We start from the raw sequence: 12,223 nt of genomic DNA, 5'->3' as shown, positions 1-12,223 counted from the left end.
ATTATATAGTTTTATTGTTTATCACTTTAAATATAAAATATGGAACAATTGTCATATGAAATAGAGATTAATGCAGAGCCTGAAAAAGTATGGAGTGTTTTGTGGGGGGAGATTACCTACAGACAGTGGACAACCGCTTTTACGGAAGGTTCTTTTTACGAAGGAACATTGGAGGAGAATAATATCATCAAATTTCTCGATCCTAAACAAAACGGACTGTACAGCAGGGTCGAAAAAGTAATCCCGAATGAGGAAATACAATTTCGTCATTTAGGTGAAATTTATGAAGGTATCGAAGTCGCTCAGGACTGGGGTGAAGCAACAGAATCTTACTTTCTTGAGGAAAACGAGGAAGGTACATTATTGAAAACAATTATTCAGTCACCTGCCGAATATAAAGATTTTTTTGAAGAAAAATTTCCAAAAGCAATGCTGCTTGTGAAGCATCTTTCTGAAAATCAGCTGTAAGCGGGTCAATTTGTATATCAACACCAAAAAATAAAAATATGGAAACCCTATCGTATGAAACAATAATTGATGCACCCAAACAAAAAGTCTGGGACATCCTTTGGAGCCCGGAAACCTATAGTGAATGGACGAAATATTTTGGGCCAGGATCAGTAATGAAATCAGACTGGAAAGTAGGCGGTAAAACGTACTTTGTAAATGCAGAAGGAGAAGGAATGGTTTCCACCATAGACAGTCTCGAGGAACCTGATCAGGTCGTATTTAAACATTTGGGAATGGTAGATAAAGAAGGTAATGAAGATACCCAAAGTAAAGAAGTCATGGAATGGAGCGGCTCTTTTGAAAAATATTTTTTAATTGATTTTGACGGAAAAACCAAGCTTCATACAGAAGTTCAGGTCGATAAAGAATGGCAGGATCACTTGAATACCGGTTTCACAAAGGGATTATTAGTGGTGAAAAGCCTGGCGGAAGGAGTGAGCCTAGACGCTGTATAAATAAAGTATGTTGAAAATATAATTTTATTGGTAGTCAATAGTCTTAAGTCTCACAATTCTATATCTTCGCTTAAAAAAATATGAAGCTACTTGTCATACTCTTCGCGACATTCATTCTTGCTTTATTGGGAACGGCACTCGTTCAAGGAAAGCCTGATTTCGTATTTTCAGGAAATCTGGGAATGGCAGTTTTTATCATATTCACTGGATTGTCCCATTTTAAATTCCAGAAAGGAATGGCGATGATGATCCCTGATTTTATTCACGGAAAAATGTTTTGGGTATATTTTACAGGATTTTTAGAAATTGCAGCAGGTATAGGACTCATGATACCTTCGCTGCGCGAGATGACTGCGATATTACTGATTGTTTTTTATGTATTGGTTTTCATTGCCAACATCAATTCATCACGCAAAAATATTAATATTTTCAAAGCAGATTATACAGGACCGGGCATGAGCTACCTTTATAAACAAAGGATTCCTATGCAGATTATTTTAATAGAATGGACCTGGTACTTTGGAATATACTTACAGTAAATAAAAGACAGTCGATACGGCTGTCTTTTTTTATAATAGTATGTTTTTTTAATTATAATAATAAAATATTGTAACGTTTTATAGGAACAGGATGTCTTATTATATAAATGCATTTGTTGTATTGTTGTCAATAAGTGCTTTCTATAACTTTAACCTTTAAAACATAAGGTATGAATTTAAATCAAAACATTTTTGGTACAGCCATTATTGTACTCTCTACTATTATGACAAACGCACAAAGTTCTACTGCCAAATTGCCTGGAGATCCTACTTTACCATCTTCCAAAACTAATATTGAGAAACTTATTTCTTATGATAAAGGTAACTTTACATATAAAGTTGAAGATTATTTTGCCAGGCCCAAAGCGTCAGCATTTAAAATATCCCCGGACGGTCAATATCTTTCTTACAAAGAAAAAGATCAGGACAAAAAGAATCATGTCTATGTAAAAGATCTTGCAACAGGAAAAATCACCAAAGCCATTGTTGAAAAAGATGATCTGATCAAATCCTATGGATGGCTTAATAAAAAACGTCTTTACTACACCCAGGATAAAGGCGGAAATGAAAATATTCACCTGTATGCAGCTGATATTGACGGAGGAAATCTTAAAGATCTGACACCATTTGAAGGAATTACCTTAGGAACAATAAAACCTGTAAAAGATACTGACTTTGTTGTGGTGACGATGAATAAAAACAACAAACAGATCTTTGAACCGTATAAAATTAATTATGTAACCGGAGAAATTACTCAGCTTTACGAAAATAAGGATACCAAAAGCCCTATTGATGACTATATTTTTGACAAAGACGGAAACCTGAGAGGATATACTGTTCTTGAAAACGGATTAACAACAAAAACGTATTATAAAGATCTGCAAACCGGTAAGTTTAATCTTCTTAAATCAGCAGACTGGTCTGACACATTTGGTATTATCGGATTTAATGATAACTCGAAAAATAAAGATGAAGCTTATGTCGTGACCAATCTCGATGGTGATAAAGCCAGAATCGTTCTGTATGATCTTAAGAAAAACGCAGTGATCAGGGAAGTATATGCGAATCCTGTATATGATGTAAGCTCGATCAGTGTTGCCGGAAAAAATAGAAATTATGAACTGGACTATATCAGCTATGAAGGCATAAAAGGAGAAACGGTTCCTGTGAGCAAATTTTATAAAGAAATCGATGACCAGCTAAAATCTCAGTTTAAAGATAAAGAGTTTGCCATTGTATCTTCTGATGACAATAACGATAAACTCCTTGTTATAGTAGCCAGTGATAAGCTATACGGTACTTATTATGAATATGATACGCAAAAGAAGGAGCTGAAAGTCCTTTACAATCTTATGCCACAACTCAAAGAAGAAGATATGGCTGAAATGAGACCGATCGAATTCAAAAGCAGAGATGGCTTAACCATCCGAGGCTATATTACCTTACCAAAAGCAGCTCTGGAAGGTAAAAAAGTTCCTTTAATTGTCAATCCTCATGGAGGCCCGCAAGGGATCAGGGATAGTTGGGGATTCAATCCTGAAACTCAGTTGTTTGCAAGCAGAGGATATGCTACACTTCAGGTAAACTTTAGAATTTCAGGCGGTTATGGAAAAGAATTCCAGAAAGCAGGATATAAACAGATCGGAAGAAAAGCAATGGATGACGTGGAAGATGGAGTAAAATATGCCATCAGCCAGGGCTGGATCGATAAAGATAAAATTGCCATTTACGGAGGTAGCCATGGAGGATACGCCACTTTGATGGGATTGATCAAAACACCGGATTTATATGCTTGCGGAGTAGACTATGTAGGAGTATCTAATATCTTTACTTTTTTCAGTTCATTCCCTGAATACTGGAAACCTTACAAAGAAATGGTAAAGCAGATCTGGTATGATCTTGATAACCCTGAAGAAGCAAAGATTGCGAAAGAAGTATCACCGGTTTTCCAGATAGAGAAGATTAAAAAACCATTATTTGTGGTTCAGGGGGCAAATGATCCAAGGGTGAATATTAATGAATCTGACCAGATTGTAAAAGCAATGCGTGCTAAAGGATTTGAAGTTCCATATATGGTTAAATATGATGAAGGCCATGGATTTGGGAAAGAGCCAAACAGAATTGAATTATATAAATCAATGTTAGGATTTTTTGCTGAGAATTTTAATAAAAAATAAAACAGATAATTGTTAATCTGGTAAACGGAAGATAGTAATGTCTTCCGTTTTTTTATCATTGCGGGCAAAGCAATCTCAGCTTATGATCTCCCGCAGATTTCATGGATTTTGCAGATGTTCATTAAAAACAGCCTGTCTTATTAACCGGCAGAAGTTTGATAATGCAGTTCTTACGGAGAATATTTGATTTTCTTGCCTTTAAAACTCTGCGAAAAGTTGAGGAACTCTTGCGCCTCCGCAATTGTCCAGCAAAAAATATCAGTAAATTGGAACCACACAAAGTGGCAGAGCTGATGGCATAATGCAAATAGAAAAGCTTATGGATAAAAGAAAAATTGAATTGTAAGAAAAATATTTTAAATTTATTAAAGTAAAACCAAAAGGATAGCCGTCATAGCAGTATGGAGGTTGTCGAAAAAATAACAATGCCACAGAAGGAGAAAGAAAGTATCATCTCACAAACCGTTTCCAACTACGGAGGGAAGCTGATGTCCTATATTCGTCCTAAAGTGAAAAACACGGAGGATGCGGAAGATATTCTGCAGGAGGTGTGGTATCAGTTCAGCAGTCTTACCAATCTTTCTGAGATTGTGAATGTAGGAGGCTGGCTATATAGAGTGACGGCAAATAAGATTACCGACCGTTACCGTAAAAAGAAAACAGAAAATCTTGAAGATTTTGTCTATGAGGATGAAGACGGAAGCTTCTCCATCAAAGATATTTTATTGATGGACGATAGTGCCGGACCGGAGGTCAAAATGTTTCAGGATGAGATCTGGAAAAAACTGTTTGAAGCACTTGATGAACTTCCCGAAAAACAAAGGCTTGTCTACGTAGAAAACGAACTGAATGACAAAACCCTCCAGGAAATAGCCGATGAACAGGGAGAAAACATTAAGACCATTATCAGCAGGAAAAATTATGCTGTGAAGCATTTGAGAAACAGATTGAGAAAGTTATACGAAGATTTAAAAAGTTAGAAAAAGAAATTATGAATCATAAACACAAAAAAGACTGGATTTTTTTATTGTTGTGTCCACCGTTGATCTTAGCTGCCGTTACATGGATTGTAATGTCGCTTTGGAACTGTCTGCTTCCTGAAATATTAGGGGTAAAGGCAATCACATTCTGGCAGGCAATGGGAATCCTGATCTTAAGTAAAATTCTTTTCGGAGGTTTCCATTTCGGGAAAGGGATGAGAGATTTTAAGGAAAGAAAGATGAGAGAAAAAATGAGATCGTGGTCTCCCGAAGAAAGAGAAAAGTTCAAAGAAGTCTGGAGAAATAAATGTTCCGGAGGATTCTTCAACAGAAATAACGAATAATTTGAAAATTTTAAAGAAGTAGTAAAGTAAAATTGAAATTCATTCGTCTCTATAAAAAACAAAAAGTAGTAAAATGTAAAATTTTGAAAAAATGAAAAATTCAGCATTAAAAGGAGCTCTTGGAGCATTGGCCGTTGTGGGTGTAGCTTTGATTGCTAAAAAAGCAGCCCAAAGAAAAAGATTTATCAAAGGTATTTTTGAGGAATACGGAATCAAAGAAAAGTCACCATTCGGATTAGCCGATAAAATCAGAGAAATGAACGATGAGGATTATCAGGAACTGAAAGGGAAATTCAAAAAAGAATTTGCATCAAGATGCTGCAGAAAAGATACTACCTGCGAAGCATAATATAGGCAAAACTAAATGAAATTGTTAAATTCCGGCTCGGGAAGCTTCGCTTCCGAGCCGGAATTTTTTATGCAAATACTAAGGTTTACAAGATTGAACAGGAAAATCTATAGATTAAATACTAAATTTGTTTCTTAGTATATTATCATGACAACGAAGAATATTTTTATCATCATACTCGCCCTTTTTTCGATAGCCTTGTATGGCCAGAAATCCGGTGTGAAACAAATGCGATATATTTTCTTTTTGCACAACAAATTTCTGGAAGATCATTCAGCCGATGAAGCACATCCTAAATATGGCATTGTGGAATATGAAAAAGTACTTCATCAATTGAAGGACAGCAGTAACGTTATTCTTTTTGAAAAGAGAAAGCCTAATACGGATCCCGCATTATATGCTATGAAAATAAAAAAGCAGATCGATCGTCTTATAAAAAAAGGCGTTAAAGCTGAAAATATTACGGTTGTCGGGACCTCTCAGGGCGGTTATATTGCACAATATGTTTCCTTTTATCAAAAAAATCCGGGGCTTAGATTTGTTTTTGTAGGAGCCAGTTTTAAAGATGATTCTTTAGAAAAAGATCCTAATTTCAGACTGTATGGAAAAATACTTTCTATCACGGAAAAATCAGATGACGGCCATGTTCCGTTATCTCAGGAACAGAGATTCATCAGATCGAATATCAAAGATTTTAAAGAGATTGAGCTAAATACCGGACTGAAACATGGTTTCTTATTCAAAGCCCTTGATGCATGGATTGTTCCCACAAAAGAATGGATATATAGCAAATAACTCCTGGTTTCATGGCTAATGAATTTATCAGGGATAGAACCATTGGTTGAAGATATGCAAAAGAGACATAGACCAATTCAAAAACTTAGGAAATCAAACCATTTTTCCCATGTTTGTCGCCACAAATAGACCCATAAATAATCCGTGTGCTCGTGGGCATATTGTAACCCAACACAATTTATTACAGATAAAATTTTTTTATCTTAAACCATGAGCTTCTCAATGCTCTTTGCGCCATTTTGTTTTCCAATAATTTAATTTATTATAAATTTTGAAACAGTGGCTATTTTACGGAAAACACAAAGCAAAAAGAAAAATAAATCCTTATTTTTGTCTTGTTCAATGAAAGATTACTACTATTTTCTCGGTATATCGCAGGATGCTTCAGAAGAAGACATCAAAAAGGCCTATCGGAAGCTTTCTTTAAAATACCATCCCGATAAAAATGAAAATGATGAGTTTTTTTCAGACCGTTTCCGAGAAATTCAGGAGGCTTATGAAACATTGAGTGATAGGGCGAGAAGACATTCGTATGATCAGAATTTGGAAAGTCATCAGAAAAGTTTCCGATACAATATTCCGCCGTCCATCAAAACTTTTACGTCAAATAAAATTCATGCTAAAAAAGGAGAGGAGATCATTATCAGTTGGCAGACGAGCAATGCCGATGTGGTAAAAGTCTTACCTTTTGGATTGGAAAAACCTTATGGAGAAAGGAGATTTAAGATAACGGAATTCAAAGGCGGGAAATTTCAGCTGCTGCTTCATGCCACCAATTCTCTTTTGCACAAAACCGTTGTGCAGGGCATTACCATTACCGAAGTTTTTGAAAACGATGCCGAAAAATTGAAAAGCAACGTGGAGGAGGTGTTTAGGTCACAGCCCATGACAGCAGTTAACCGCACCGGTCAGCCAAAAATTATTATGCTGTTTTGGGGAATAATTATCCTGGCAATTGCCATTTATTTTTTAATAAAAACTTTCAGCTAGTTTAGGCCATTTTCTTTCTTCCGGGACATTTTTTACATCTTTTTCCTTTCTTGAATTTTTTGCAGCAGGATTTCTTTTCGCAAAACATATCTTCATTGTTGAATGAGTATGCAGGAGCCAAAGGCGGAACTTTAAACGGGACAATCATATTCATGCTGCAAATATATTAATTTAGAATAAATATAATTAATAAAATTTCATAATTTTCTTAAAACCTGATCAATAGCATTTGAATGCCCCTCTACATCTGGCAAACGGCACTAAAATTTCACTGATGTTGATGCCTGGATTCTCCACGCATGGGCACTCTCATTGGCAAAATTTTGTCTTCTTCCATAGTTGGTCTCAATTCCCATTCTTACTTTTTTATGCGGATGAAAAACAATATTCATTCCGATGTTCTGGAAATTTTTTGTCATATTTTTGGGAATGAAGGATTCATTTCCCATATTCGAATGGCTCACGAAAACCACAGAGCTCCATTTGGGAGTCCACCAATGCTCATAAATGCCGACAATGTTGAACATGCTCAATGTTTTTAAAAGGTTGCCATCGGAAGGATCAGGAACAGCGTCATATTTCTCTTCATTTAAATTACTGTTATTGGTAGAAAAGCCTTTCCCGAAAGAGCTTTGAAGACTGATAATATTCCCTTTGTCCAGGAAAAGTTTCCCTGAAACCATGCCCCCCCAGCCTACTATTGTTCGGGTTTGGTAATTATCCTGTGGCAGGGGCTTCATTTCATAGCTTATCGGAGAGAGTATTGCGCCTGCCTTGATATAATTTTTTTCATCTCCGTACCGGTATAAGGCTGTAATGTTGGGAATGACCGCTTTCTTTTTCCATTCTAATGAATCTGCCGGCAGTGTGATGCTCGGCGTATTAGGATCCTCCAGAGATAATGATAAACTTCCTTTTCGTGATACCGTACTTGTGTATCTCACCTGTATCCTTCTGGTAAAAATCAAAGCGTTTGGCGGAACAAAATCAAATATATTCGGAAAAATGTCAAGATCAGAAAAATTGCTCCAGGTTTGTCCTATAAGCCATTTGTTCCACTGTACATATCCTTGTCTGAAACGAGGTGCGGTACTTCCGTTGGGACCATAAAAATCTATTTCAACATAAGCAGAAAGAGAATGGTGTCTATCTTTATTTTTTTCTCTGATTCCTAACCCGATCTGGGACTGTTTGATACTGAAGTTACTGCTTACATTATTATGCTGGGGAATTTCTATAGAATGTGAAACAAAACCGTCTTTTACTTTTATCTCCTGGAAATTGAGCATAATATCAGTCTGGATAAATCCCTGTACATAGAGATCCCATGGATTGCGGTCTTCCGACCGGAGAGTAGTGAGGGTTATCTGACCTGAAATTTTGGAGTAAGGGAGTAACGCGGATAGGAGTAAGGCGATCAGCCTGCTTTGTGTTTTTTTCTTCATGTAAAGGTCTTCTCTGTCAAACTTATTTTATATTCTCATACATATTGGGTTTAGGGTATTAGTTTATATTCGAAAAATAATGATTGTAAGTCGTACCAATAGGGAGAGTATGTTTATCATACACTCTGGTATTCTTTCTTTTTTAAGTTATTTTATTCTCTTAATAGTGAAGTAAAACTACAAAATTATTTTATAAGCGTTTTTCGTAATATTTTTAAGTTCATTGAATATTTTGTAATATTTTCAACTAAATATTTAATGTTTTATTAGTAATAAATATTTGATATCGGTTGTTATTGTTTATAAAATCAATTTAATTTTTGAAATAAATGAATCGAATTTTAACACTTATTGTGAAAAGATAAGTTTAGTTTTCCCCTTCCATAGACGGTGGAGGTAAGCTGTTGTACAATCATGTAAAAAATTGTAATTTTACACATCTTTTTACAAACAAAATCTAATAAATAAAAATGAATACAGAACAGTTTGTGAGCCGTCACATTTCCCTTAATGAAGCCGATAAACAGGCGATGTTGGAAAAACTTGGCGTTTCTAGTATTGAAGAGTTAATTTCTCAAACCATTCCTTCTTCTATCCGCTTAGAACAAGATCTTGAGATCTCGGAAGCCTTTTCAGAATATGAAATGCTGAACCACTCAAAAGAATTGGCATCAAAAAATGTTGATTACACGAGTTATATCGGGTTTGGATACCATAATACACTCTTGCCTTCAGCGATTCAGAGAAATATCTTTGAAAACCCAAGCTGGTATACGGCATACACTCCATACCAGGCGGAAATTGCACAGGGAAGACTGGAAGCTCTTCTTAATTTCCAGACGGTAGTTTGTGACCTTACAGGCTTTGCATTGGCAAATGCATCCTTATTGGATGAATCTACTGCAGCAGCAGAAGCAATGCACATGTTCTTCAACAACAGGACAAAAGATCAGAAAAAAGCTGACGCCAACAAATTCTTCATTTCTGACCTTGTATTACCTCAAACCGTTTCTGTATTAAAAACAAAAGCAGAAGGATTAGGAATCGAAGTGGTGATCGGTGATCACAAAACGCATCAGTTTGACGGTTCTTACTACGGAGTTTTATTACAGTACCCTGGAAAAAACGGAATCGTTCTTGACTATACTGAAAATATCGTAGAATATAAAAAATCAGACCTTCAGGTAGCGGTAGCTTGTGATCCGATGGCATTGGTGAAGCTTAAGTCTCCTGCTGAGATGGGTGCTGACTGTGCGGTAGGTACAAGCCAGAGATTTGGTATCCCATTAGGGTACGGAGGTCCTCACGCAGCGTTCTTTGCTTGTAAAGAAGATTACAAAAGAGATATTCCGGGAAGAATTATCGGAGTTTCTCAGGATATGTACGGAAAACGTGCATTGAGAATGGCTTTACAGACAAGAGAGCAGCACATTAAAAGAGAAAGAGCTACTTCCAATATCTGTACAGCTCAGGTTCTTTTGGCAGTAATGGCTGGAATGTATGCTGTATACCACGGTCCAAAAGGATTGAACTATATTGCTGATCAGATTCACTTTAAAGCCAATGCTTTGAAAAATGGCCTTAAAGCGTTAGGATATGAAACAGCTGAAGAACCGATTTTTGATACGGTAAAAATTATCATTTCTGAAGAGGAAAAAGGAAGATTGATGAGAATGATGCAGGATCATAAAATCAACCTTAACTACTTTACTGAAGGAGTTGTAAGTATCGCAATTAACGAAAGTACAACATTAGAGAAGTTAAATTATCTGATGACTTCTTTTGCTCAGTTTAAAGATAAACAGGCTTTCAAATTAGAAATCAAAGAAGGATACAGCATTCCGGAAGAAAACTTAAGAAAAGACGAAATTCTTACCGAGCAGGTATTCAACAAATATCATACAGAGACAGAATTGATGCGTTACATCAAGCGTCTTGAGAGAAAAGATTTATCATTGACGCATTCCATGATCTCTTTAGGATCTTGTACGATGAAACTGAACGCTGCTACAGAAATGTTGCCTCTTTCATGGGCAGATTGGGGAAGTGTTCACCCGTTTGTACCGGTTGATCAGGCAGGAGGCTACCAGCAAATGATTGCTGAGCTTGAAAAAGATCTGGCTACCATCACCGGCTTTGCAGGAACTTCATTGCAGCCAAACTCTGGAGCACAAGGGGAATATGCAGGATTAATGGTGATCAGGGAATACCATATTTCAAGAGGCGACCACCACAGAAATGTAGTACTGATCCCTCAGTCTGCTCACGGAACAAACCCTGCTTCTGCAGCTATGGCAGGAATGAAAATCGTAGTCGTTAAAAACCTTGAAAACGGGGAAATCGATTTCGAAGATCTAAAAACTAAAGCAGAACAGCATTCAGAAAATTTATCTGCTGTAATGATCACATATCCGTCTACGTACGGATTCTTTGATGCGAATATTAAAGAAATTACAAATCTGATCCACGAACACGGCGGACAGGTATATATGGACGGTGCCAATATGAACGCTCAGGTAGGATTTACAAGTCCTGGTAACATTGGGGCAGACGTTTGCCACTTAAACCTTCACAAAACATTTGCAATTCCTCACGGAGGAGGAGGTCCTGGAGTAGGTCCTATCTGTGTTGCCAAGCACCTGGTGCCATTCCTTCCTTCTAACGCGAATATCAAAATCGGATCAAAAGAAGCTATCGACGGTATTTCTGCGGCACCATACGGTTCAGGATTGATTCTTAACATTTCTTATGCTTATATCAAAATGTTAGGAACAGATGGGCTGAAAAAAGCTACAGGACATGCCATTATGAACGCCAATTATCTGAAAGCATTATTGGCAGAACATTTCCCTATCTTATATTCAAACGAGAACGGACGAGTTGCCCACGAATGTATCGTAGATTTCCGTCAGTTCAAATCTTTAGGAATTGAGGTGGCAGATGTGGCTAAAAGACTGATGGATTATGGATTCCATGCTCCTACAGTTTCTTTCCCGGTTGCAGGAACGCTGATGATTGAGCCTACAGAGTCTGAAAGCAAATCTGAAATCGACCGTTTTGCAGAAGCATTGATCTCCATCAAAAAGGAAATCGATGAAATTGCCAACGGAGAAGCAGATGCTGCAAACAACGTATTGAAAAATGCACCGCATACAGAACAACTGGTGATCTCAGATTCCTGGGATAAACCATACAGCAGAGAAAAGGCTGCTTATCCGCTGGAGTGGGTAAGAGATCACAAATTCTTTGCTTCTGTATCAAGAGTAGATGAAGCATACGGAGACAGAAACTTAGTATGTACGTGTGAGCCGATTGAAGCTTATATGTAATCAGAAGTTTTCCGGAACATAAACAGATCCCTTTCAATTTTGAGAGGGATTTTTTATTCAACATAACCAGATCTTTGCGAAATAGATTATTTTTTCTTGGTTGTATAATAGACCATGAGAATGGAAATTCCCACAATCACAAAAGTGATGATCGAAATGGTTTCTATGGAGATACTACCTTTATCTGCGGTTGTAGTGCGTGGAGAACATGAAAAAAGAGATAGTATTGCAAGCAATAAATATCCTCTCGGTATTTTTTCAAACATATGTGTATTTATTTGGTTTTTAGTGATTTATGATCAAAAAATAT

At 36.7% G+C, this 12,223-nt stretch carries 12 protein-coding genes; 10 read left to right on the top strand and 2 right to left on the bottom strand.

The window, feature by feature from the left end; translation table 11 throughout:
* Positions 1–39: 39 nt before the first annotated feature.
* From M030_RS0110080 to M030_RS0110040, 9 genes are all read left to right on the top strand, one after another.
* Entirely contained in the window at positions 40–468 is a 429-nt protein-coding gene (locus tag M030_RS0110080; protein WP_027373390.1) for an ATPase, read from the top strand.
* Positions 469–506: 38 nt separating this feature from the next.
* Complete coding sequence (locus tag M030_RS0110075; protein ID WP_027373389.1) at positions 507–965, top strand: SRPBCC family protein; 459 nt, start codon at positions 507–509, stop codon at positions 963–965.
* Positions 966–1,045: 80 nt separating this feature from the next.
* Positions 1,046–1,504 carry a membrane protein gene (locus M030_RS0110070; protein WP_027373388.1) on the top strand — a complete coding sequence of 153 codons (459 nt, stop codon included), beginning with the start codon at positions 1,046–1,048 and terminating at the stop codon, positions 1,502–1,504.
* A 170-nt stretch (positions 1,505–1,674) separates the two neighbouring features.
* A complete protein-coding gene (locus M030_RS0110065) occupies positions 1,675–3,681 on the top strand; it encodes a S9 family peptidase (protein ID WP_027373387.1) in 2,007 nt (668 codons plus the stop codon).
* Positions 3,682–4,106: 425 nt separating this feature from the next.
* Positions 4,107–4,661 (top strand): RNA polymerase sigma factor, encoded by a 555-nt coding sequence (locus tag M030_RS0110060; RefSeq protein ID WP_227533056.1) that lies wholly within the window; start codon positions 4,107–4,109, stop codon positions 4,659–4,661.
* An 11-nt stretch (positions 4,662–4,672) separates the two neighbouring features.
* On the top strand, positions 4,673–5,005 hold the full coding sequence (locus tag M030_RS0110055) for a hypothetical protein (protein WP_027373385.1): 333 nt from the start codon (positions 4,673–4,675) through the stop codon (positions 5,003–5,005).
* A gap of 91 nt (positions 5,006–5,096) precedes the next feature.
* A complete protein-coding gene (locus M030_RS0110050) occupies positions 5,097–5,354 on the top strand; it encodes a hypothetical protein (RefSeq protein WP_027373384.1) in 258 nt (85 codons plus the stop codon).
* 147 nt (positions 5,355–5,501) lie between these two features.
* Complete coding sequence (locus M030_RS0110045) at positions 5,502–6,149, top strand: hypothetical protein (RefSeq protein WP_034722407.1); 648 nt, start codon at positions 5,502–5,504, stop codon at positions 6,147–6,149.
* A 342-nt stretch (positions 6,150–6,491) separates the two neighbouring features.
* A complete protein-coding gene (locus M030_RS0110040; protein ID WP_027373382.1) occupies positions 6,492–7,139 on the top strand; it encodes a J domain-containing protein in 648 nt (215 codons plus the stop codon).
* 260 nt (positions 7,140–7,399) lie between these two features.
* Here the strand turns inward: M030_RS0110040 and M030_RS0110030 are convergent, their stop codons facing one another.
* Positions 7,400–8,584, bottom strand: a complete 1,185-nt coding sequence (locus tag M030_RS0110030; RefSeq protein WP_027373381.1) for a DcaP family trimeric outer membrane transporter — start codon at positions 8,582–8,584, stop codon at positions 7,400–7,402.
* Positions 8,585–9,054: 470 nt separating this feature from the next.
* Between M030_RS0110030 and gcvP the strand changes: the two genes are divergently transcribed.
* Positions 9,055–11,913 (top strand): aminomethyl-transferring glycine dehydrogenase, encoded by a 2,859-nt coding sequence (gene gcvP, locus M030_RS0110025; protein ID WP_027373380.1) that lies wholly within the window; start codon positions 9,055–9,057, stop codon positions 11,911–11,913.
* 86 nt (positions 11,914–11,999) lie between these two features.
* Here the strand turns inward: gcvP and M030_RS25495 are convergent, their stop codons facing one another.
* Complete coding sequence (locus M030_RS25495; RefSeq protein WP_105603061.1) at positions 12,000–12,179, bottom strand: hypothetical protein; 180 nt, start codon at positions 12,177–12,179, stop codon at positions 12,000–12,002.
* Between the last annotated feature and the right edge of the window lie 44 nt (positions 12,180–12,223).

It is taken from the genome of Chryseobacterium sp. UNC8MFCol (assembly GCF_000482305.1).
In the GTDB taxonomy this organism is placed as follows: Bacteria; Bacteroidota; Bacteroidia; order Flavobacteriales; family Weeksellaceae; genus Chryseobacterium; species Chryseobacterium indologenes.
This window is presented reverse-complemented; position numbering and strand designations above follow the sequence as displayed.

Excerpts from the sequence above, each read along its gene's own strand:
- M030_RS0110080 (WP_027373390.1), top strand. The coding sequence starts at position 40 with ATGGAACAATTGTCATATGAAATAGAGATTAATGCAGAGCCTGAAAAA.
- M030_RS0110075 (WP_027373389.1), top strand. The coding sequence starts at position 507 with ATGGAAACCCTATCGTATGAAACAATAATTGATGCACCCAAACAAAAA.
- M030_RS0110070 (WP_027373388.1), top strand. The coding sequence starts at position 1,046 with ATGAAGCTACTTGTCATACTCTTCGCGACATTCATTCTTGCTTTATTG.
- M030_RS0110065 (WP_027373387.1), top strand. The coding sequence starts at position 1,675 with ATGAATTTAAATCAAAACATTTTTGGTACAGCCATTATTGTACTCTCT.
- M030_RS0110060 (WP_227533056.1), top strand. The coding sequence starts at position 4,107 with ATGCCACAGAAGGAGAAAGAAAGTATCATCTCACAAACCGTTTCCAAC.
- M030_RS0110055 (WP_027373385.1), top strand. The coding sequence starts at position 4,673 with ATGAATCATAAACACAAAAAAGACTGGATTTTTTTATTGTTGTGTCCA.
- M030_RS0110050 (WP_027373384.1), top strand. The coding sequence starts at position 5,097 with ATGAAAAATTCAGCATTAAAAGGAGCTCTTGGAGCATTGGCCGTTGTG.
- M030_RS0110045 (WP_034722407.1), top strand. The coding sequence starts at position 5,502 with ATGACAACGAAGAATATTTTTATCATCATACTCGCCCTTTTTTCGATA.
- M030_RS0110040 (WP_027373382.1), top strand. The coding sequence starts at position 6,492 with ATGAAAGATTACTACTATTTTCTCGGTATATCGCAGGATGCTTCAGAA.
- M030_RS0110030 (WP_027373381.1), bottom strand. The coding sequence starts at position 8,584 with ATGAAGAAAAAAACACAAAGCAGGCTGATCGCCTTACTCCTATCCGCG.
- gcvP (WP_027373380.1), top strand. The coding sequence starts at position 9,055 with ATGAATACAGAACAGTTTGTGAGCCGTCACATTTCCCTTAATGAAGCC.
- M030_RS25495 (WP_105603061.1), bottom strand. The coding sequence starts at position 12,179 with ATGTTTGAAAAAATACCGAGAGGATATTTATTGCTTGCAATACTATCT.